The sequence below is a fragment of the Microbacterium sp. LCT-H2 genome (genome assembly GCF_001866135.1).
GTDB lineage: Bacteria > Actinomycetota > Actinomycetes > Actinomycetales > Microbacteriaceae > Microbacterium.
Genome location: NZ_MODW01000003.1, coordinates 70,418 through 90,722, shown reverse-complemented (window position 1 = coordinate 90,722; position 20,305 = coordinate 70,418). Strand labels below are relative to the sequence as shown.

The following is a 20,305-nucleotide window of genomic DNA, read 5'->3' as shown; positions in this document are numbered from 1 at the left end:
GTCAGTTCGCTCCCGAGAACTCGGCGCGGCGGGCCACGATCCAGCGCGCCAGCGCGTTGACCGCGAAGGTCACGACGAAGAGGATGAGGCCGGTCGCGATCAGCGTGTTCACGCCGGTGCCGTGCGCCTCCGGGAAGGCGAGCGCGATGTTCGCGGGGATCGGCGTGGGGTTCGTGGCGGTGAGCACGAGGAAGCTGACCACCGCCGAGGGGGAGAGCACCATCGTCACGGCCATCGTCTCGCCGAGCGCGCGGCCGAGGGCGAGCATTGCCGCCGACACCATGCCGCCGCGGGCGAAGGGGAGGACGGCCATGCGGACCATCTCCCAGCGCGTGGAGCCGAGGGCGAGGGCCGCCTCCTCGTGGAGCTTGGGGGTCTGCAGGAAGACCTCGCGGCAGATCGCGGTCATGATCGGGATGCACATCACAGCGAGGACGAGCGCGGCGGTGAGGATCGTCTTGCCCGTCGCGGAGACCTGGCCGCCGAAGAACGGCACCCACGAGGCGTTCTCGTTGAGCCATACGTAGATCGGCTGGAGCATGGGGGCGAGCACGAGGCCGCCCCAGAGGCCGAACACCACGGAGGGGACTGCGGCGAGCAGGTCGATGATGTAGCCGAGGAACGACGCGAGCCGTCGGTGGGCGTAGTGAGAGATGAAGAGCGCGATGCCGATGGCGATGGGGGCCGCGATCAGCAGGGCGATGAACGAGGCCCAGAGGGTGCCGAAGACGAGTGGCCACACGTACACCCAGAAAGACTCGCCCCGGAGGATGTGGTTGTCGGTGGTGTCGAGCTGGAAGGCCGGCAGGCTCTGGATGATGAGGAAGGCCGCGACGAGCGCCAGCACGACCAGGATGATGATGCCGGCCGCCAGCGCGGTGCCGGAGAAGACCCGGTCGCCGAGGCGCTGCTTGGCCTTGATCGGTGTGGGCGGCGCCGGTGTCGGTGCCGGTGCCGTTGTCGGCTCCTGCGCGGTCGTGCTCATGATCTCCCTGTTTCGGGCCGGGTGGAGATGGATCGGGTGCTGACCTGGCGGAGCCCCCGCGCCCGCTCGGGGACGCGGGGGCACCGTCGTCAGTGGATCGGCAGGATCAGCCGACCTGGATGAGGTCGATCGCGGCCTGGACCTGCTCGCGCAGGCCGTCCGAGATCGGGGCGCTGCCGGCGTTCTCGGCGGCGGCGTCCTGGCCCTCGGCGCTCGCGATGTACGTGAAGTACTCCTTCACGAGCTCCGCGACGTTGCTGTCCTCGTACTGCTCGCAGCCGATGAGGTAGCTGACCAGGGCGATCGGGTAGGCGCCGTCCGCAGCAGCGGCCGGGTCGACGTCGAAGACGAGGTCGCCCTCACCGCGGCCCTCGGCGAGCGGCGAGCCCTCGACGAGCTTCGCGGCCGCCTCGGCCGAGTAGGAGACGAAGTCCTCGCCGACGCCCACGGCGACCTGGCCGAGGCCGTCCGCCTGGGACGCGTCGAGGAAGCCGATTGCGCCGTTGCCGGCGGTGAGGGCCTGCTTCACACCGGAGGTGCCCTGCGCGGCCTCGCCACCCTGGATCGGCCACTCGTCGGAGACCTCGTAGGTCCAGACGTCGGGGGCCGTCGCGCTGAGGTACTTGGCGAAGGTCTCCTGGGTGCCCGAGGGGTCGGAGCGGTGCACGGGGGAGATCGCCAGGTCGGGGAGCTCGACGCCGTCGTTCAGGGCGGCGATGGCCTCGTCGTTCCAGTTGGTGATCGTGCCGGCGAAGATGCCCGCGATCGTGGCGGCGTCGAGGTTCAGCGTGTCGATGCCCTCGAGGTTGAAGGCGACGGCGACGGGGGAGATGTAGAGGGGGACCTCGACGATGTCGTCGGTGGTGCAGGCGCCGAAGCCGCCGGCGGCGATCTCCTCGTCGTTGAACGCGCGGTCGGATCCGATGAAGTTGCTGCCGCCCTCGAGGAAGTTCTCGCGGCCGGTGCCGGAGCCGGTGGGCTCGTAGTTGACCGTCACGTCGGGGTGGGCGGTCTGGAACGCGGCGACCCAGGCCTCCTGGGCTGCGGTCTGCGAGGACGCGCCGGTCGCGTCGATCGTGCCGGAGAGCGTGGACTCCGAGGGCTCTTCGCTGGAGCCACCGGCTCCGCCTTCGTTCGCGGCACAGCCGGCGAGGGCGAGAGCGGCGACGGCGCCGATGGCGCCGATTCGTGCGATTCGGGAGATCTTCACTGTGGATCCTTCGATCTTGGAGGGGTGGGGCCCGGTGCAGGGCACACAGTGACGCTAGGGGCGACGGTTAACGAGACTCTCCCGCGCAGGTGAACGGCAGGTGAACGGCCGGCGACTCTCTGGAGCCGGCCCCCGTCACCGCGCGCCCTTTTGAATCGCCCACTTTGCGCCATTTCGAGCACAGATGCAGCGAAGTGCGCGACTCGAACGACGGGAAGGGTCAGACCTTCGGCGCGTGGGTCTCGATCGAGATGATGCCGGAGCCGGGGTTGGTCGCCGAGACGTGGACTACGGAGAACGCGCCGGTCTCCAGATCGGCAGCACTGCCGACGTACGAGCCGTGCACGGTGCCGGTCGCGAGGGCGATCTCCGAGAGGAGCGCGGGTAGCACGGGGCCGTGGCTGCAGAGTACGGCGGGCTTACCGGCGCGGATGCGGCGGCCGACGACGGAGCGGAGGTCGGCGACGCCGTCCTCCCAGGCGTCCTGGCTGATCTTCTCGGTGAGGACCGGCGTGCGGTCCAGGGCCTTGGCGAGCGGCGTGACGGTCTGCACGCAGCGCACCGCGTCGCTGGTGACGATCTTGCGCACGCCGAAAGCGCGGAGCGGCCCGACGATGGCTTTGGCCTGGCGCTTCCCGCGGTCCGTGAGCGGTCGGGTCGCGTCCGCCTTGTCCCATTCCGAGCGGGGCAGGGCCTTCGCGTGCCGGAGGGCGATCACCGGGAAGGTCCGCAGCACGCCGTCGTCCACCAGCGCCGCGAACGCATCGAGGATCTCGAGGTCGACGGGGTAGCTCAGCGCGGCGCGGGCCTTCTTCACGCTGACCCACTCGAGGGCGGCGATCTCGCGGTTCGGCACGAAGGTCGAGGCGCGGATCGCCGCGTCCGTGGCCTCGGCCGCCCAGTAGTGGACGACCTTCTGCTTGCGGGACGCGAGGTGGTAGCGGCTGACCCCGACCGGCACGCCGAGCGCCACCCGGATGCCGGTCTCCTCGTGCACCTCGCGCACCGCGGTCTCCGCGAGCATCTCGCCCGGGTCGACCTTCCCCTTCGGCAGGGTGACGTCGCGGTACTTCGTGCGGTGGATGAGAAGGATCCGCAGCTTGCCGTCGACCAGACGCCACACGACGGCACCGGCCGCGTACACGGCTTTGTCCGCCCACTTCGCTTCGGCCGCAGACGGCGGGAGCTGGACCTGCCGCGCCGTCATCGAACCGCCCGCGCCCGACGACGTCGCTGGATCATCCCCATGGTCGTATCCTGCAGGTCGACGAGGGGCTTGCCGTCGGCGTCCACGGCGTGACGCTCCCAGACGCCGTCGCGGCCCAGGTGCCACGAGGAGGTCCGGTCGTCCATCGCCAGGTCGAAGAAGGCGATGAGCTCCTTGAGATGCGCGGGGTCCGTGACCCGGACCAGGGCCTCCACGCGACGGTCGAGGTTGCGGTGCATCATGTCGGCGCTGCCGATGTACACCTGCGGGTCGCCGTCGTTCTCGAACGTGAAGATCCGGGAGTGCTCGAGATAGCGGCCGAGGATGCTGCGGACCGTGATGTTGTCGCTGATCCCGTCGAGGTCGGTCCGCAGGCTGCAGATACCGCGCACCCACACGTCGACCTTCACCCCCGCGGCACTCGCGCGATAGAGCGCGTCGATGATCTCCTCGTCGACCATCGAGTTGACCTTGATGCGGATGTGCGCCGGCTTGCCCGCCTCGGCGATCCGGCGTTCGGCGTCGATCAGCCGGACGAGACCCTTGCGGAGGTGCAGCGGCGCGACGAGGAGGCGCTTGAACTTCTTCTCGATGGCGTAACCGCTGAGCTCGTTGAACAGCCGGGTGAGGTCCTTGCCCACCTGGGCGTCGGCGGTGAACAGTCCGAAGTCCTCATAGATTCGGCTGGTCTTCGGGTTGTAGTTGCCCGTGCCGACGTGCGAGTAGTGCTGGAGCCGGCCGTCCTCCTCGCGGATGACGAGGGCGAGCTTGCAGTGGGTCTTGAGCCCGACGAGGCCGTACACCACGTGCACGCCGGCCTTCTCCAGCTTGCGCGCCCAGACGATGTTGTTCGCCTCGTCGAATCGCGCTTTCACCTCGACGAGCGCGAGCACCTGCTTGCCCGCCTCGGCGGCGTCGATGAGCGCCTGTACGACGGGGCTGTCGCCGGAGGTCCGGTACAACGTCTGCTTGATGGCGAGCACATGCGGGTCGCGGGCGGCCTGCTCCAGGAACGCCTGGACGCTCGTGGTGAACGACTCGTACGGGTGGTGCACGAGGACGTCGGACTTGCGGATCGCCTTGAAGATGTCGGCGCGATTGCTCGACCCCGCGGGCTGGAAGGCGACGGCGGTGGTGGGCAGGTGCGGCGGATACCGCAGGTCCGGACGGTCGATCCGCGACAGGTCGAACAGTCCGCGGAGGTCGAGCGGTCCAGGGAGGCGGTACACCTCGAGGTCGGTGATGTCGAGTTCCCTGACCAGCAGGTCCATGGTGACGTCGTCCATGTCGTCGGTGATCTCGAGCCGGATGGGCGGACCGAACCGACGACGCAGCAGCTCGGCCTCGAGCGCCTGGATGAGGTTCTCGCTCTCGTCCTCCTCGATCTCCACATCCTCGTTGCGGGTGAGGCGGAACGCGTGGTGGTCGAGCACCTCCATGCCGGGGAAGAGGTCGCCGAGGTGGTTGGCGATGAGTTCCTCCAGCCGCAGGAAACGCTTGATCTCCCCGCCGCCCGGGACCTCGACGAAGCGCGGCAGCATGGGCGGCACTTTGAGGCGCGCGAACTCCTGGCGGCCGGTCCGCGCGTTGCGGATGCGGATGGCGAGGTTCAGGGAGAGGCCGGAGATGTAGGGGAACGGGTGCGCCGGGTCGACCGCCAGGGGCATCAGCACCGGGAAGACCTGCGCTCCGAAGTAGTCCGACAGTGCCCGGCGCTCGTCGTCGGTGAGATCGGACCAGTCGGTGATCTCGATGCCGGAGTCGGCGAGAGCAGGACGGACGAGCTTCGTCCAGGCGTCCGCGTGGCGGAGCTGCAGCGCGTGGGCCTCCCGCGAGATGTCCGCGAGGGCGTCGACGGGCGACCGCCCGATGTTGGTCGGCACGGCGAGGCCGGTCATGATGCGCCGTTTGAGGCCGGCCACACGCACCATGAAGAACTCGTCGAGGTTGCTGGCGAAGATCGCCAGGAAGTTCGCCCGCTCCAGCTCGGGCAGCGACGGGTCCTCCGCGAGTTCGAGCACCCGCTGGTTGAACGCGAGCCAGCTCAGCTCGCGGTCCAGATAGCGGTGGTCGGGGAGCTGCGAGTCCGGCGCCTCGACGGCGTCGTCGAAGTCGTCGTCTTCTGCGTCACCGAGTCCGGCGTCGGCGAGTGCGGGATCGATCATGGGGTACATCTAAGCACCGGCAGGTGTCGGGCGTGTGAACGGCGGTCAGCGCGAGCCGACCAGGCTGTCGTCCTCGTAGACGTTGAAGCGGTACCCGACGTTGCGCACGGTGCCGATGATCTGCTCCTGATCGCCGAGCTTCGCGCGCAGCCGGCGCACGTGCACGTCCACGGTCCTGGTGCCGCCGAAGTAGTCGTACCCCCACACCTCGCTGAGCAGCTGCTCGCGGGTGAACACCCGCGAGGGGTGCGTGGCGAGGAAGTGCAGGAGCTGGAACTCCTTGTAGGTGAGGTCCAGCGGCCGGCCGTGCAGCTTCGCCGAGTAGGACTGCTCGTCGATCGTGACGCCGGAGGCCTGCACCCGCGCCGGTTCCGCGACCTCGTCCCGCCGGGCGAGGGCGAGGCGCACGCGCGCGTCGATCTCGGCGGGGCCGGCGGTGGACAGCAGCACGTCGTCGATGCCCCATTCGCCGGAGAGCGCGCTCATGCCGCCCTCGGTCACCACGAGCAGCAGCGGCGCATCCTGGCCGGTGGCCCGCAGCAGACGGCACAGCGATTTCGCCCCGACCAGGTCGTGACGGCCGTCGACGATCACGATGTCGTACTCCGGGGCGTTGATGAGCTGCGCGGGCTCCGCGGGGATCTGCCGGGTGCGATGGCTCAGCAGCTCGAGGGCGGGCAGCACCTGCTCCGAGAGCGGAGCATTGGTCAGAACCAGCACCAGGGCCACGCGCACTCCTCACCGGCGGGGGGATCGACGCCGTGCCGCCATGATAGCGGCCACCGATGCGCAAGAATGGAGACATGTCAGAACCGGCACTCGCGCCCCGCAACGCCTTCACCGGCGTCATCGCGGTCTGGGCGACCGCGTTCGTCGGCAGTATCGTCATCGGGATCTTCGCTCCCGAGGAGTGGCGCATCCCCTGGATGCTGGTGGGCTTCGGGGCGGTCGTGCTGCTCTCCTTCGCCGTGCAGCTCTGGTACGGCCGCACGCAGGGTTTCATCTTCCGTGTCGCGAGCAGCGTGACCGGTGCGCTGCTGCTGATGGGGATCATCTCGGTCGGCTTCGGGCTGGCCGCCCTCATCCCCTCCTGACCCGGATCGCCGGGGGTAAGGTGGAGGTCATGGACATCATGGCGCTCGAAATCTTCTTCATCGGCCTGCTCGGCCTGGCGAGCCTCGCGATCGTTTTCGTCTCGGCCGTGGTGCTGCGCAACCTCTTCCGCGGCCAGCGCTGACGACATGATCGAACTCCCCACCGACCTTCCCGCCGACCTCGCCCCGCTGGCGTGGCTGATCGGCGTGTGGGAGGGGTCCGGGGTGATCGACTACCCGGTCGGCGAGGAGCGTCTGCAGGGCGAGTTCACGCATCGCGTCAGCTTCAGCCACGACGGGGGGCCGTTCCTCAACTATGCGGCCACGGCGACCTTCGTCGGTGACGAGGGTGCGCCCGCCGTCCCGCTGACCGCCGAGTCCGGTTTCTGGCGTCTGGCGCGTCCGGCCGCGGCGACCCACGCGGGACCGGCGCTGCTGCCGCCGACGGCGACGCCCGTCGCCCGCACGGTCGACGACGTGGAGGCGCTGCGGTCGGCCAACGGCGCGTTCCCGCTCGAGGTGTCGCTGGCGCGCTCGGACGGCATGCTCGAGTACTACCTCGGCGAGATCAACGGACCGCGGGTTGACCTCGCGTCGGACGCGATCGTGCGCGGCGCCGGCGCCAAGGACTACGGCTCCGCCTCGCGGATGTACGGACTCGTCGACGGGCACCTGCTGTGGGCGTGGGACATCGCCGCCCTCGGCACACCTCTGCGGGCGCACGCCTCGGCGCGTCTCGCCCGCGTCTGAACGGAGCACACCGTGAGCACCAGCGTCTTCGACGGCGTCCCCGGCGCGACAGCAGGGGAGCGCGGGATCGCCCACTTCGGCGATCCGTTCCGGGAGCAGCGCCGCCTCGCGGCCGGAACGGCGATCGCGCCCCTCGACGACCGGACGGTCATCGAGGTATCCGGCCCCGAACGCCTTCCCTGGCTCGACTCCATCACGTCGCAGGCGGTGGGTCATCTGCGAGCGGGGGAGAGCACCGAGCTCCTCGTCCTCGATCCGCAGGGACGGGTGGAGCACGCCGCGGGCGTGCTCGACGACGGCACCTCGACCTGGCTCCTGGCGGACGCCGGCGACGCCGAGGGTCTGGCGAGCTGGCTGACGCGGATGAAGTTCCGCACCCAGGCCACGGTCGAGCTGCGCTCCGACCTCGCGCTCCTCGGCTTCGTCGACGGGGGTCCCGCGGCCGAGCGCGTGCGCGGCCTCGACGACGCCCGGATCTGGGTCGACCCGTGGCAGCAGGTCGCCGTCGGCGGGCATCAGTACGCCGACGTGGCCGCGCACCCCGGGGCCGACCTCGCCTGGCGGGTCGCCATCGTGCCCGAGACGGTGGCGCGGGCGCTCGCCGCGGAGCTCGATCGGGAGGACGCCGCTGGTCTCCTCGCCGCCGAAGCGCTGCGCATCGCCGCCTGGCGTCCGCGGTGGGCGGCCGAGGTGGACGAGCGGTCGCTGCCGCACGAGTCGGACTGGCTCCGCAGCGCTGTGCACCTGAACAAGGGCTGCTACCGCGGGCAGGAGACCGTCGCGAAGGTGCACAACCTCGGTCATCCGCCGCGGCGGCTCGCCCTGCTCCAGCTCGACGGCAGCGACGCCGTGCTTCCGGAACCCGGAGCCCCGGTGTTCGCGGGCGACGACGAGGTCGGGCACATCACCTCCTCCGCGCGGCATCATGAGGACGGGCCGATCGCCCTCGCCCTCCTTTCCCGCCGCGCTCCCGTCGGCGACCTCGTCGTCCGGGCCGAGGGGATCGACATCGCCGCGTCCCAGCAGATCATCGTCCCGGCCGACGCCGGCGCCACCGCGGACATCCCGCGGCTGACGCGGCTGTCCCGCCGACCGACGGCACCCGATCCCCGCGACGCCGGCGTCTGAGCCGACGGGAGCCGGTCAGCCGTTGGCGTCCGAGCCGCCGGCCGAGCGCTGTGCGGCGAGCTCCGCGATCCGTGCTCGGGCCAGGAACCAGCCGCCGATGAGCGCAGGGATCAGCACGCCGAGGCTGGCGACGGTCCAGGTGCCCGTCGGATAGTCGAAGGCCATGAGCACGACGACGGACGCGAGGAACGCCAGCGTCAGGTATGAGGTGTAGGGCGCGCCGAAGAGGCGGAACGACGGTCGTTCGACGAGGCCGCGCCGCGAAAGCCGGTACAGCCGGAGGTGGCAGAGGATGATGGTCGCCCAGGCCGCGATGATCCCCAGGGCGGACAGGTTCAGCACGATCTCGAAGGCCTGGGTCGGAACCACCGCGTTCAGCAGGACACCGGCGAGGGCGAACACCGCGGTGAGAAGGATGCCCACGACGGGCACGCCGCGACGGCTCATCCGGCCGGTCGCCCGTGGTGCGGCGCCCGAGGCCGCGAGCGAGCGGAAGACCCGGCCGGTCGAGTAGAGGCCGGCGTTCAGCCCCGAGACCGCGGCGGTGATCACGATGAAGTTCATGGTGCTGCCGGCCACCGCTCCCACGTCCGGCCCTCCCACGTGCGAGAAGAACGTCACGAACGGGCTCTCCCGGGCGCGGTACACCGTGTACGGGAGCAGGAGGGCGAGCAGCAGGACCGATCCGACGTAGAACACGGCGATGCGCAGGATCACCGAGTTGACGGCCCGGGGCATCACCTTCTCCGGGTTCTCGGTCTCGCCCGCGGCGGTGCCGACCAGCTCGATCGAGGCGTAGGCGAAGACGACTCCCTGCATCACGATCACGGCGGGGAGCACCCCTTCCGGCGCGAAGCCCCCGTGTGCGGCGAGCATCGCGACTCCCGTCGGTCCCTGATCCGTCTGCCAGCCGGCCGCGAGAAACACCACGCCGATCACGAGGAAGAGGGCGAGCGCGGCGACCTTCACGAGCGAGAACCAGAACTCCATCTCGCCGAACAGCCGGACCGAGACGAGGTTGAGGCCGACGACGACGATCAGGGCGATCAGTGCGAGCAGCCACTGCGGGACGACGCGGAACGCCGACCAGTAGTGGACGTACAGGGCCACGGCCGTGGAGTCGACGACCGCGGTCATGCCCCAGTTCAGCAGGTACAGCCAGCCGGCGGCGAAGGCCAGCTTCTCGCCGTAGAACTCCCTCGCATACGAGATGAACGATCCGGAGGAGGGGCGGTGGATGACGAGCTCCCCGAGGGCGCGAAGGATGAAGAAGGCGAACACGCCGCACACGAGGTACGAGACGGCCAGCAGGGGACCCGCGGCGTTCAGGCGTCCTCCCGCCCCCATGAACAGTCCGGTCCCGATCGCGCCCCCGAGGGCGATCATCTGCAGATGCCGTGCCTTCAGCGCGGTCCGGTAGCCGGACTGCTCGTGGGCGAAGTCCTGTGCCGACGTCAGGACGTCGCCGAGTCGTTCGCGGTCGTTCTCCTGTGCCTCCGCGGATCCTTCCGCCTTCGCGTTCTCGGTGGTCATCGCCTCTCCTGCCCTGGGAACGCATGGCGATCGAGTCGGCGCACGCGTCGGTACGGCCCGCCGCGTACGACGCTAGCGGTGCGCAGGCCCGGGGTGAGGTGCGCACCGGTATACAGCAGGAGTGCGTCCTCGCGGGGTGCCGTCAGGCCGGTGCCACGGCCTCCCACGGCAGGGTGAGCTCACCCAGTCGCCAGCGGCTCCGCCCGCCCTGCACGGGCCAGCCCTGCGCGCGCAGCGCGGCCACCGCGGCGAGGAATCGCTGCGTGGCGCCGAAGGTCGACAGCGGAGCGGCGCGCTCCCACTCTCGGTCCAGATCGACCAGCAGCGCGTGGATGCGCTCGCCGGGGACGTTGCGGTGGATGAGCGCCTTGGGCAGCCGCTCCGCCACGATGCTCGGGACCTCGAGCTCGCGAAGCCGGAGGGACACCGTGAAGCGGACCGGAGTACCCAGCGGATCCACGTCCACCCAGCTCGCGACGCGTCCGATCTCGTCGCACGTCCCCTCCACGAGCAGCCCGTCCGGAGCGAGGCGGTGCGCCATCGTCCGCCAGGCGGCGGCGACCTCTTCCTCGTCGTATTGCCGCAGGACGTTCATCGCCCGGATGACCGCGGGCCGCCGACCGCCCGGGAGCGGCACCTCGAACCCGCCGCGGCCGAAGGAGACGCGGAGGTCGGCGGGGAAGGGGCTCTGGCCGGCCTTGACCTCGGCGAGCTGCTGCTCCGCGGTCGCCACCCGGTCCGGATCGAGCTCGAGACCGCGCACCTCCGCATCCGGCCGTACGCGTCGCAGCCGTGCGGCCAGCTCGAACGCGGTGACCCCGCTCGCTCCGAAACCGAGGTCGACGACGAGCGGGTCCGCCGCACGACGGAAGGCGGGGGAGGCGGCGATCCAGCGGTCGTTCCGACGCAGCCGGTTCGTCCCGGTCGTGCCGCGGGTCGGCCGACCGAGGGGAGATGACGCCATACGTCCATCCTCCCTCCTCCGCCGCCGTGCCCGCTCCGTACCCCGGATAAACTGACGACATGACTGCGAAGCGCACCCTGATCCTGCTCCGCCACGGCCAGAGCGAGTGGAACGAGCTGAACCTCTTCACCGGCTGGGTGGATGTCCGCCTGACCGAGCAGGGGAAGAGCGAGGCCCGTCGCGGCGGTGAGCTCCTCGCCGAGTCCGGCATCCTGCCCGACGTGCTGCACACGTCGCTGCTGAGCCGGGCGATCCAGACCGCCGACATCGCGCTGGATGCCGCCGACCGGCTGTGGATCCCGGTGAAGCGCTCGTGGCGGCTCAACGAGCGCCACTACGGGGCTCTGCAGGGCAAGGACAAGGCGCAGACGCTCGAAGAGTTCGGTCCTGAGCAGTTCCAGCTGTGGCGACGCTCGTTCGATGTGCCGCCGCCCCCTCTGGACGACGCCAGCGAGTTCAGCCAGGTAGGCGACGCCCGCTACGAGGGCATCGACGGCGAGGTGCCGCGCACAGAGTCGCTGAAGCTCGTCATCGACCGCCTCCTTCCCTACTGGGACGCGGAGATCGTTCCCGACCTCGAAGCCGGCAAGACCGTGCTCGTGACGGCGCACGGCAACTCGCTGCGCGGCCTCGTCAAGCACCTCGAGGGCATCAGCGACGACGACATCGCCGGCCTCAACATCCCGACCGGCATTCCGCTCGTGTACGAGCTCGACGAGAACAACGCGCCGACCGGTCCCGGTCGCTACCTCGACCCGGAGGCCGCCGCCGCCGGTGCCGCGGCCGTCGCCGCCCAGGGCAAGAAGTAACCGAGACCCCGGTTTCACGCCGAGACCCCCTGCTGCAGGCGACTGCAGCAGGGGGTCTCGGCGATAAGGCGGGGTTTCGGTCAGGCGTGGCCGAGCTGCTCCTGCTGCTCCACCGCGAGGGCGATGTCTTCCTCCTCGACGTGCCAGTCGCCCGTCGCGAGGTAGACCACCTTCTTGGCGACGGCGACCGCGTGGTCCGCGAAGCGCTCGTGGTACCGGCTGGCGAGCGTCGCATCGACCGTGGCGACGGCCTCGCCCTTCCAGTTGTCGCTGAGCACCTTCTCGAAGACGCTGGCGTGCAGCTCGTCGACGTCGTCATCGGCGTTGCGGATCGCGTCCGCGAACTTCAGGTCCTGGGTACGGAGGAGCTCCGTGAGCGTGCGGGAGATCTCCACGTCGAGCTCGCCCATCTTCACGAACGTGCCCTTGAGGCCCTTCGGGATCGCGCGCTCCGGGAAGCGCAGGCGGGCGAGCTGGGCGATGTGCTCGGACATGTCGCCCATCCGCTCCAGGGACGCGCTGACGCGGAGCGCCGTGACGACGATCCGGAGGTCGCGCGCGACCGGCTGCTGGCGGGCGAGGATCTCGATGGCCTGCTCGTCCAGCGCGACAGCGAGCTCGTCGATCTTCGCGTCGTCGGCGATGACCTCCTCGGCCAGCGCGACGTCGCTCGTGGCGAACGCGCGGGTGGCCTTGTCGATGGAGACCGTGACGAGCTCGGCGATCTCGACGAGGCGGGACTGCAGGTCCTCGAGGGACTGGTGGAAGACTTCGCGCATGGTGGGCGCAACCTTTCGTTCGGATCCCGGCTGACGGTCCAGCGCGGGGCGGCGGGGCGTCCGCAGGGGGAGGGCTGCGCGCGCGCAGGCCTGAAGCGATTGTCTGCTCCGAAGGTTAACGAACGGTGCCCGGCGAGTGAATAGTACGTCTCCGCTCCCCGGGATGGCGCGGGAACCCGCCGGATCGACGGTGAACGCGCTCTACGCTGGAGTCATGACCCTGCCGCAGCTCGCGCTGTCCTCCCTCGCCATCGGGTTGGCGATCGGGGTGGGCCTCTCCCTCCTGGTCGTCTGGGCCTATCGGGCGCGGGCGCGGGCGGAGGAGGAGACGTCGATGACGATCCCGACCGGGATCACCGACGTGCTGCGCAGCATGGATGACGCCGCGTGCGTGGTCGACGTCTCCGGCCTCGTGCTCGCCACGTCGAAAGCCGCCGCGCGGTTCGGGATCGAGGTCGGATCGACGCTCGAGAACCCGGAGCTCCGGCAGCTCGTGCGGGGCGTCCGCTCGACGGGGGAGACGGCGACCGAGTCCCTGCGCATCACCCGCGGCGGTCTCAGCCTCGACCCTCGCCTGGTGTCGGCCAGGGCGAGCGCGATCGGCACGCGCCTGGTGCTCCTCATCATCCGCGACGTGACCGAGCAGGAGCGCCTGGACCAGATGCGCCGGGACTTCGTGGCCAACACCAGCCACGAGCTCAAGACGCCGGTCGGGGCCGTGAGTCTGCTCGCGGAGGCCATCGAATCCGCCGCCGACGACCCTGCCCAGGTGCGGGCGTTCGCGTCCCGGATCTCGGCGGAGGCGGGCCGCCTCGGTCAGCTCACCGGACGCATCATGAGCCTGTCCCGGCTGCAGGCGGAGGACGGGCTGACCGAGGTCGCCCCGGTCTCGATCGACGAGGTCATCGCCTCCTCGATCGAAGCCCACGTCGTGCAGGCCGACTCCGCGGGTGTGGAACTCGCCCGCGGCGGCGATCGCGGGGTGTGGGTCCGCGGCGACGCGCAGATCCTCATCGAGGCGGTCGGCAACCTGATCGCCAACGCCATCGTCTACTCGCCCCGCGGCTCCCGCGTGGGCGTCGGGGTGAAGGCCGACGACGACGTCGTGGAGATCGCCGTGTCCGACCAGGGCATCGGGATCGCCGAGGCCGATCGCGAGCGCATCTTCGAGCGGTTCTATCGCGCGGATGAGGCCCGCTCCCGGCGCACCGGCGGCACCGGCCTCGGGCTGTCCATCGTCAAGCACGCCACCCAGCGGCACGGGGGAGAGGTGCGGCTGTGGTCGCGCCCCGGCCGCGGGTCCACGTTCACCATCCGCCTGCCCCGGATCGATGCTCCCGCGAACGCCGGACAGGGCAAGAAGAGCAAGAAGAAGCGCGCGCGCAAGGCCGCCCCCGCGACCGGGGCGACGCGCGTCCGAAACGGAGAGACCGCATGACCCGCATCCTTCTCGTCGAAGACGAACCCGACCTCGCCGACCCGCTCGCGTATCTGCTCCGTCGCGAAGGCTACGAGGTGGAGATCGCCGAGGACGGCCCCGGTGCCCTCACGGCGTTCCGGGAGCGCGGCGCCGACATCGTGCTGCTCGACCTCATGCTCCCGGGGATGCCCGGGACGGAGGTGTGCCGTCAGATCCGCTCCACCTCGGCCGTGCCGATCATCATGCTGACGGCGAAGGACTCCGAGGTCGACATCGTCGTGGGGCTCGAACTCGGAGCGGACGACTACATCACCAAGCCCTACTCGTCGCGGGAGCTCCTCGCCCGGATGCGGGCGGTGCTGCGACGGGTCGTGCAGGCCGAGGGTGAGTTGGACGAGCGGGTGCTGGAAGGCGGGCGCGTCTCGCTCGACATCGATCGGCACACGGTGTCGGTCGCCGGCGAGCAGATCAACATGCCCTTGAAGGAGTTCGAACTCCTGGAGGTGCTCATGCGCAACTCGGGACGCGTGCTCACGCGCGGCCAGCTCATCGACCGCGTGTGGGGGAGCGACTACTTCGGCGACACCAAGACGCTCGACGTGCACATCAAGCGCATCCGCTCGCGGATCGAGGAGAACCCCAGCGAGCCGGTGATGCTGGTCACGGTCCGAGGGCTGGGCTACCGCTTCGAAGGCTGAGGAGACGCGAGAGGCCGGCACCCACGGGTGCCGGCCTCTCGCGTCCCCGGGGACTCAGTCCTGAGGAGCGAGGTCCGAGTAGTACGGCAGTGTGCCGTCGAGGACCGGGATCTCGGTCGTGACGCCGGCGGAGTCGCCGGACTGGAAGTGCATCGCGACGGTGGCACCGGGCATGGTGTCGAGCCCCGTGATCTCCACGGGCTCCTCGTCGGCGCCGAAGCTGACGGTCCCGCCGGCCGGCACGGTGATCATGAAGGGATCGCCGCCCTCCAGCGAGACAGTGAGGGTGGCGCGGTCCTGCGACGGGTTGACGACGGCGCCGACGAAGTTGCCGACCGTGCCGTCCTCGTTCGCGATGATCAGGGCGTTGCGCACGGCGATGGGGCCGTCCTGATCGGAGACGTTCACGCCGTCGGAGGCCGCGTACTCGATCTTCGTCGACTGCGGTGTGATGAACGTGCACCCGGTCGCGCCGAGCAGAACGAGGGCGCTGATGGCGGCAGACGCGACAAGGCGCGATTTCACGGGTCCTCCTGAGGTCCGACGGGATATCCCTCCCCATTCTATGGGTAAGTCGGGAGCGCGCAGGGAACAGGGAGCGCGAACCTTAGCGCATATCCCCTGTGGTATCCTTGAGGTTGCCGAAAGGACATGTTTTTATGCTTTTTGAGGTTGGCGAGACCGTCGTCTATCCGCACCATGGCGCTGCGACCATCATCGAGGTCAAGGAGCGCATCATCAAGGGCGAGGCGAAGAAGTACCTAAAGCTCAACGTCACGCAGGGCGATCTCATCATCGAGGTCCCGGCCGAGAACGTCGACCTCGTCGGCGTCCGCGACGTGATCGGCAAGGAGGGCCTCGACCACGTGTTCGAGGTGCTGCGCGCGCCGTTCACCGAGGAGCCCACCAACTGGTCGCGCCGGTACAAGGCGAACCTGGAGAAGCTCGCGTCCGGCGATGTCATCAAGGTGAGCGAGGTCGTGCGCGACCTCTGGCGCCGCGACCAGGACCGCGGCCTGTCCGCGGGCGAGAAGCGGATGCTGGCCAAGGCCCGGCAGATCCTCATCTCGGAGCTGGCCCTGGCCGAGAAGATCGACGAGGACAAGGCGGGCGCACTGCTCGACGAGGTCCTCGCGTCCTGAGACGTCCTTCACGGAAGGCGGGTGCTGCGGCACCCGCCTTCTGTCGTCTCCGCGGGTAACGTGAAGCTGTGAGCATCCTCCCCGTCCCGCATACCGCGATCATCGTCGTCGCCGCCGGTTCCGGCACCCGTCTCGAGGCCGGAGCGCCCAAGGCGTTCGTCGGCATCGACGGCCGCACCATCCTGCGGCACGCCCTCGACGGCGTGTTCGCGGCGGCACCCCTGCAGGTCGTCGTCGTCGCGCCCGCAGGCTACGAGGGCGACGCGCAGACCGAGCTGCTCGCGGCCGCCGGCGATCGTGCCGACCTGGGCCGCGTGGTCACCGGAGGCGCGACGAGGCAGGAATCCGTCGCCGCCGGACTCGCGGCGCTGTGGGGGGACGTGCGCACAGTGCTCGTGCACGACGCTGCGCGCGCGCTGACCCCGCCCGAGGTGATCGACGCCGTGGCGGAGGCCGTGATCGGCGACGCCGGCGCCGTGCCGAGCCTGCCGGTCGTGGACACGCTCAAGCGGGTCGCGGACGGTCTCGTCGTGGGCACCCTGGATCGTGCGGAGCTCGCGGCCGCGCAGACGCCGCAGGGGTTCCCTCGTGGCCCGCTGGAAGCGGCGTACGCGGAGGCGACGGCTCAGCGTGTCGAGTACACGGATGACGCGGCGCTCTTCGCCTCGGCGGGGCACGCGGTGCGGCTGGTGCCCGGCTCCGAGCGTTCGTTCAAGATCACCACCCCTGCCGATCTGGAGCGCGCCCGCCTGCTCGTTGCGACCGCGCCCGCCACGCCTTCCGTTGCGCCTCGTACGTCGGCCGTCGTCGGGGGCGCGCCCCGCGTGGGCATCGGCACGGACGTGCATGCGTTCGGCGGCGACGGACCGCTGTGGCTGGCCGGGCTGGAATGGCCGGGGGAGCCCGCGCTCTCCGGGCATTCGGACGGGGACGCGGTCGCCCACGCGATCGTCGATGCCCTGCTCGGCGCCGCCGGGCTCGGCGACATCGGCGAGCACTTCGGCACCGCCCATCCGGAGTATGCGGGGGCCCACGCCGACGTCTTCCTCTCCCGTACCGCGGAGCTCCTGGCGGAGGCGGGCTTCGCGATCGGCAACGTGTCGGTCCAGTTCCAGGGCAATCGTCCGCGCTTCAGCGCACGTCGAAAGGAGGCCGAGGCGGTTCTGTCGGCGGCGCTCTGGGGTGCTCCGGTGGCCGTGACGGCCACCACGACGGACGGCCTCGGCTTCCCCGGGCGGGGCGAGGGAATCGCGGTCACGGCCGTCGCGGTCGTCATCCCGCGACCGGAGCGGGGTCTCTCAGCGCCCGCCGAGTAGGCTTGAGCGGTGACTCTCCGCCTCTACGACACCCGCGCACAGCTGCTGCGCGACTTCGTGCCTCTCGATCCCGAGAACATCACGATGTACGTGTGCGGACCCACCGTGCAGTCCGGCCCGCACATCGGCCATGTCCGGGCGGCCCTGAGCTTCGATCTCCTGCGCCGTTGGCTGACGCACCGTCACGGCCGCGTGACCTTCGTGCGCAACGTCACCGACATCGACGACAAGGTGCTCGCCAACGCCACGGAAGCCGAGCCGTGGTGGGCGCTCGCCTATCGGATGGAGCAGGAGTTCGCCACGGCCTACGCCGGCATCGGCATCCTGCCGCCCACGTACGAGCCGCGGGCGACGGCCTCCGTCCCGCAGATGCAGGAGCTCATCGCGCTGCTCATCGACCGGGGCCACGCGTACCCCGCTCCCGACGGGTCGGGCGACGTGTACTTCGATGTGCGCTCCTGGCCGTCCTACGGCGATCTCACCCATCAGTCCGTGGACGCGATGGAGGCGGCGCAGGACGCCGACCCGCGGGGCAAGCGCAACCCCCAGGACTTCGCTCTGTGGAAGGGCGCCAAGTCCGACGAGCCCACCGACGCGACGTGGGCGTCGCCGTGGGGGCCGGGGCGCCCGGGCTGGCACATCGAGTGCTCGGCCATGGCGAAGCGATACCTCGGCGCGGAGTTCGACATCCACGGCGGCGGTCTGGATCTGCGGTTCCCTCATCACGAGAACGAACTGGCGCAGTCGACCGCAGCAGGAGACGGCTTCGCCCGCTACTGGGTGCACAACGGCCTCGTGACCGTCGATGGCCAGAAGATGTCGAAGTCGCTCGGCAACTTCACGCTCGCGCGGGACGTGCTCGCGGAGCGGGACCCGCTGGTCGTGCGCTACGCCCTCGCCGCCGCGCACTACCGGTCGAGCCTCGACCTCTCGGAATCGTCCTGGACCGAGGCGGAGGCGGCGCTCGGCCGCATCCGCTCGTTCCTCGATCGCGCATTCCGGGGGGCCGAAGAAGGGTTCGGTGGCGGTGACGCGCAGAGCCTGCCCGCCGCTTTCGTCGAGGCGATGGACGACGACCTCGGCGTGCCCCAGGCATTGGCCGTCGTCCATGAGAGCGTGCGGGCCGGGAACTCGGCTCTCGACGCAGGTGACACCGCGGCGGCTCTGGACGCGGCGCAGGCGGTGCTCGCCATGACCGGTGTGCTCGGCCTCGTGGAGGACGCAGGCTCCCGGAAGGCCGGGGATGCGCAGGCAGCGGCGCTCGACGCGCTGGTGCAGGAGATGATCGCGCAGCGCGCCACCGCGCGCGCGGAGAAGGACTGGGCGGCGGCGGATCGCATCCGAGACGCGATCGCCGCCGCAGGAATCACGCTGGAGGACACTCCGGCCGGAACTCATTGGAGTATCGATGGCTAAGCCAGGGCGCCCCGGCGCGAGCAAGGGAAACAAGAAGGGCCCCACCAAGGGCACCGGCGGTCTCGGGCGCAAGGCGCTCGAGGGGCGTGGCCCCACGCCGAAGGCGGAGGACCGCGCGTGGCACCCCGCCGGTAAGCGCAAGGCCGCGGCCGAGCGCTACGCGGCTGCGGGCGGCAAGGGCAAGCCCGGAGGGCGTCCCGCCTCCGGAGGCAACCCGAACCGCAGCGCCCGGTCGAAGGACAACACCACCGACACCGAGACGGTGACCGGCCGCAACTCCGTGCTCGAGGCGCTGCGCGCGAAGATCCCGGCGACGGCGATGTACATCGCGCAGCGCGTCGAGATGGACGACCGCGTCAAGGAGATGCTGTCGATCGCGACCCACCGCGACATCCCGGTGCTCGAGGTCACGCGTCAGGAGCTCGACCGCATGGCCGGCTTCGACGGCGTGCACCAGGGCGTGGCCCTCAAGGTGCCGCCGTACGAGTACGCGCACCCGCAGGACCTCCTGGAGCAGGTCATCGATCGCGGCGAGACGCCGCTGTTCGTCGCCCTCGACGGGATCACCGACCCTCGCAACCTCGGTGCGATCATCCGCTCGACGGCGGCGTTCGGGGGCCACGGCATCATCCTGCCGCAGCGCCGTTCCGCCGGGGTGAACTCGGCGGCGTGGAAGACCAGTGCGGGCGCGGCTGCGCGCATCCCGGTCGCGCTGGCCTCGAACCTCACCACGCAGCTCAAGGAGTTCAAGAAGCAGGGCGTGTTCGTGCTCGGACTCGACGGCGACGGCGACGTCTCGCTGCCGGCGCTGGAGCTGGCGGACCGCCCCGTCGTCATCGTCGTGGGCTCGGAGGGCAAGGGCCTGTCTCGCCTCGTGACCGACACCTGCGACCAGATCGTCTCCATCCCCATCTCCGCGGCGACCGAGTCGCTGAACGCGGGAATCGCGGCCTCGGTCGCGCTGTACCAGGTCGCGACCGTCCGCGCCGCGGACTGACCGAGAGGAATACGCATGGCCCGCATCATCGTCCTGGGAGGAACCGGCTACGCCGGACGCCACATCGTCGCGGAGGCGGTGAGTCGTGATCACGCGGTCGTCGCCATCTCGCGTTCGACTCCGGCGGATCCGGTCGCGGGTGCCGCCTACGTGCAGGGGTCCGCGCTCGACCCTGCGACGCTGACCGAGGCGTTCGCGGGTGCCGATGCCGTGGTCTCCGCGCTCTCCCCGCGCGGCGACATGGAGGACCGTGTCCTCGAGGCGCTGACGAACGTGGTCGGGCTGCTCGACGGCACCGAGACCCGGCTCGGCGTCGTGGGCGGCGCGGGCGGCAGCCTCGTCGCGCCCGGTGGCCCCCGTCTGTTCGATCAGGGGTTCCCGGAGGAGTACAAGCACGAGGCGCAGGTCGGCATCGACTCCCTCGCGCTCCTGGAGCGCACCGCGGACAGCCTGGACTGGTTCTTCGTCCACCCGGCCGAGGTCTTCGGGCCGTGGGCGGAGGGCGAGCGCACCGGCCACTACCGGGACGGTGGTGACGTGCTCGTCCGCGACGAGGACGGGAAGTCGTACATCTCCGGGGCGGACTTCGCCGTCGCCATCGTCGACGAGATCGAGCAAGCCAACCACCACCGCGAGCGGTTCACCGTCGGGTACTGACGCCGTCGGGCGCGGCGCCGACGTGCGGGCACGGT

General features: G+C 70.4%; 20 protein-coding genes. 11 read left to right on the top strand and 9 right to left on the bottom strand.

Translation table 11 applies throughout. The features are described from left to right. Position 1 precedes the first annotated feature (1 nt). From pstC to BK819_RS08940, 5 genes are all read right to left on the bottom strand, one after another. Positions 2-985: a phosphate ABC transporter permease subunit PstC gene (pstC, locus tag BK819_RS08960; RefSeq protein WP_071328849.1), complete on the bottom strand. Its 984-nt coding sequence runs from the start codon at positions 983-985 to the stop codon at positions 2-4. A gap of 106 nt (positions 986-1,091) precedes the next feature. Continuing rightward, positions 1,092-2,195, bottom strand: a complete 1,104-nt coding sequence (locus BK819_RS08955; protein WP_071328848.1) for a phosphate ABC transporter substrate-binding protein PstS — start codon at positions 2,193-2,195, stop codon at positions 1,092-1,094. A 220-nt stretch (positions 2,196-2,415) separates the two neighbouring features. Next, the gene (locus BK819_RS08950) at positions 2,416-3,402 is read right to left on the bottom strand and encodes an NUDIX hydrolase (RefSeq protein WP_071328847.1); all 987 of its coding nucleotides are present in this window, start codon (positions 3,400-3,402) and stop codon (positions 2,416-2,418) included. Then, complete coding sequence (locus BK819_RS08945; RefSeq protein WP_071328846.1) at positions 3,399-5,567, bottom strand: RNA degradosome polyphosphate kinase; 2,169 nt, start codon at positions 5,565-5,567, stop codon at positions 3,399-3,401. The genes BK819_RS08950 and BK819_RS08945 overlap by 4 nt, the downstream gene beginning before the upstream one ends. Before the next feature lie 45 nt (positions 5,568-5,612). After that, a complete protein-coding gene (locus tag BK819_RS08940) occupies positions 5,613-6,296 on the bottom strand; it encodes a response regulator transcription factor (RefSeq protein WP_060923071.1) in 684 nt (227 codons plus the stop codon). 74 nt (positions 6,297-6,370) lie between these two features. Here BK819_RS08940 and BK819_RS08935 point away from each other — a divergent pair, with 74 nt between their 5' ends. The 3 genes from BK819_RS08935 to BK819_RS08925 all read left to right on the top strand — a co-directional run bounded on the left by BK819_RS08935 (position 6,371) and on the right by BK819_RS08925 (position 8,539). Further along, positions 6,371-6,661: a hypothetical protein gene (locus BK819_RS08935; RefSeq protein WP_062636289.1), complete on the top strand. Its 291-nt coding sequence runs from the start codon at positions 6,371-6,373 to the stop codon at positions 6,659-6,661. A 147-nt stretch (positions 6,662-6,808) separates the two neighbouring features. Next, the gene (locus BK819_RS08930; protein ID WP_071328845.1) at positions 6,809-7,411 is read left to right on the top strand and encodes an FABP family protein; all 603 of its coding nucleotides are present in this window, start codon (positions 6,809-6,811) and stop codon (positions 7,409-7,411) included. A gap of 12 nt (positions 7,412-7,423) precedes the next feature. Next, positions 7,424-8,539, top strand: a complete 1,116-nt coding sequence (locus BK819_RS08925) for a folate-binding protein YgfZ (protein ID WP_071328844.1) — start codon at positions 7,424-7,426, stop codon at positions 8,537-8,539. A 15-nt stretch (positions 8,540-8,554) separates the two neighbouring features. Here BK819_RS08925 and BK819_RS08920 read toward each other — a convergent pair whose 3' ends face one another. Together BK819_RS08920 and BK819_RS08915 are read right to left on the bottom strand one after the other, a co-directional pair. Then, a complete protein-coding gene (locus tag BK819_RS08920; protein WP_083391729.1) occupies positions 8,555-10,072 on the bottom strand; it encodes an amino acid permease in 1,518 nt (505 codons plus the stop codon). Positions 10,073-10,214: 142 nt separating this feature from the next. Then, on the bottom strand, positions 10,215-11,036 hold the full coding sequence (locus tag BK819_RS08915; protein WP_071328843.1) for a class I SAM-dependent methyltransferase: 822 nt from the start codon (positions 11,034-11,036) through the stop codon (positions 10,215-10,217). A gap of 59 nt (positions 11,037-11,095) precedes the next feature. On the opposite strand from BK819_RS08915, the gene BK819_RS08910 reads away from it, so the two are divergent. Next, positions 11,096-11,845, top strand: a complete 750-nt coding sequence (locus BK819_RS08910; protein WP_071328842.1) for a phosphoglyceromutase — start codon at positions 11,096-11,098, stop codon at positions 11,843-11,845. A gap of 80 nt (positions 11,846-11,925) precedes the next feature. Here the strand turns inward: BK819_RS08910 and phoU are convergent, their stop codons facing one another. Then, a complete protein-coding gene (gene phoU, locus BK819_RS08905; RefSeq protein WP_025104304.1) occupies positions 11,926-12,624 on the bottom strand; it encodes a phosphate signaling complex protein PhoU in 699 nt (232 codons plus the stop codon). A gap of 214 nt (positions 12,625-12,838) precedes the next feature. Here phoU and BK819_RS08900 point away from each other — a divergent pair, with 214 nt between their 5' ends. Both BK819_RS08900 and BK819_RS08895 read left to right on the top strand, forming a co-directional pair. Beyond that, the gene (locus BK819_RS08900) at positions 12,839-14,062 is read left to right on the top strand and encodes a cell wall metabolism sensor histidine kinase WalK (protein ID WP_071329120.1); all 1,224 of its coding nucleotides are present in this window, start codon (positions 12,839-12,841) and stop codon (positions 14,060-14,062) included. Continuing rightward, on the top strand, positions 14,059-14,742 hold the full coding sequence (locus BK819_RS08895; protein ID WP_071328841.1) for a response regulator transcription factor: 684 nt from the start codon (positions 14,059-14,061) through the stop codon (positions 14,740-14,742). The genes BK819_RS08900 and BK819_RS08895 overlap by 4 nt, the downstream gene beginning before the upstream one ends. A gap of 54 nt (positions 14,743-14,796) precedes the next feature. Here BK819_RS08895 and BK819_RS08890 read toward each other — a convergent pair whose 3' ends face one another. Continuing rightward, a complete protein-coding gene (locus BK819_RS08890; RefSeq protein WP_071328840.1) occupies positions 14,797-15,267 on the bottom strand; it encodes a DNA modification methylase in 471 nt (156 codons plus the stop codon). Positions 15,268-15,401: 134 nt separating this feature from the next. On the opposite strand from BK819_RS08890, the gene BK819_RS08885 reads away from it, so the two are divergent. The 5 genes from BK819_RS08885 (at position 15,402) to BK819_RS08865 (ending at position 20,270) form a co-directional block, all read left to right on the top strand. Continuing rightward, a complete protein-coding gene (locus BK819_RS08885) occupies positions 15,402-15,884 on the top strand; it encodes a CarD family transcriptional regulator (RefSeq protein ID WP_045255828.1) in 483 nt (160 codons plus the stop codon). 68 nt (positions 15,885-15,952) lie between these two features. Further along, on the top strand, positions 15,953-17,200 hold the full coding sequence (gene ispD, locus BK819_RS08880) for a 2-C-methyl-D-erythritol 4-phosphate cytidylyltransferase (protein WP_071328839.1): 1,248 nt from the start codon (positions 15,953-15,955) through the stop codon (positions 17,198-17,200). A gap of 9 nt (positions 17,201-17,209) precedes the next feature. Then, positions 17,210-18,616 carry a cysteine--tRNA ligase gene (gene cysS / locus BK819_RS08875; RefSeq protein ID WP_071328838.1) on the top strand — a complete coding sequence of 469 codons (1,407 nt, stop codon included), beginning with the start codon at positions 17,210-17,212 and terminating at the stop codon, positions 18,614-18,616. Continuing rightward, positions 18,609-19,613, top strand: coding sequence for a 23S rRNA (guanosine(2251)-2'-O)-methyltransferase RlmB (rlmB, locus tag BK819_RS08870; RefSeq protein WP_071328837.1), 1,005 nt, complete (start codon positions 18,609-18,611; stop codon positions 19,611-19,613). The genes cysS and rlmB overlap by 8 nt, the downstream gene beginning before the upstream one ends. 15 nt (positions 19,614-19,628) lie before the next feature. Then, entirely contained in the window at positions 19,629-20,270 is a 642-nt protein-coding gene (locus tag BK819_RS08865) for an NAD(P)-dependent oxidoreductase (protein ID WP_071328836.1), read from the top strand. Positions 20,271-20,305: the final 35 nt, after the last annotated feature.

Coding starts and splice junctions, on each gene's coding strand:
- BK819_RS08865 (WP_071328836.1), top strand. CDS start 19,629: ATGGCCCGCATCATCGTCCTGGGAGGAACCGGCTACGCCGGACGCCAC.
- BK819_RS08945 (WP_071328846.1), bottom strand. CDS start 5,567: ATGATCGATCCCGCACTCGCCGACGCCGGACTCGGTGACGCAGAAGAC.
- pstC (WP_071328849.1), bottom strand. CDS start 985: ATGAGCACGACCGCGCAGGAGCCGACAACGGCACCGGCACCGACACCG.
- BK819_RS08920 (WP_083391729.1), bottom strand. CDS start 10,072: ATGACCACCGAGAACGCGAAGGCGGAAGGATCCGCGGAGGCACAGGAG.
- rlmB (WP_071328837.1), top strand. CDS start 18,609: ATGGCTAAGCCAGGGCGCCCCGGCGCGAGCAAGGGAAACAAGAAGGGC.
- BK819_RS08915 (WP_071328843.1), bottom strand. CDS start 11,036: ATGGCGTCATCTCCCCTCGGTCGGCCGACCCGCGGCACGACCGGGACG.
- BK819_RS08935 (WP_062636289.1), top strand. CDS start 6,371: ATGTCAGAACCGGCACTCGCGCCCCGCAACGCCTTCACCGGCGTCATC.
- BK819_RS08895 (WP_071328841.1), top strand. CDS start 14,059: ATGACCCGCATCCTTCTCGTCGAAGACGAACCCGACCTCGCCGACCCG.
- BK819_RS08900 (WP_071329120.1), top strand. CDS start 12,839: ATGACCCTGCCGCAGCTCGCGCTGTCCTCCCTCGCCATCGGGTTGGCG.
- BK819_RS08885 (WP_045255828.1), top strand. CDS start 15,402: ATGCTTTTTGAGGTTGGCGAGACCGTCGTCTATCCGCACCATGGCGCT.
- BK819_RS08910 (WP_071328842.1), top strand. CDS start 11,096: ATGACTGCGAAGCGCACCCTGATCCTGCTCCGCCACGGCCAGAGCGAG.
- BK819_RS08930 (WP_071328845.1), top strand. CDS start 6,809: ATGATCGAACTCCCCACCGACCTTCCCGCCGACCTCGCCCCGCTGGCG.
- phoU (WP_025104304.1), bottom strand. CDS start 12,624: ATGCGCGAAGTCTTCCACCAGTCCCTCGAGGACCTGCAGTCCCGCCTC.
- BK819_RS08950 (WP_071328847.1), bottom strand. CDS start 3,402: ATGACGGCGCGGCAGGTCCAGCTCCCGCCGTCTGCGGCCGAAGCGAAG.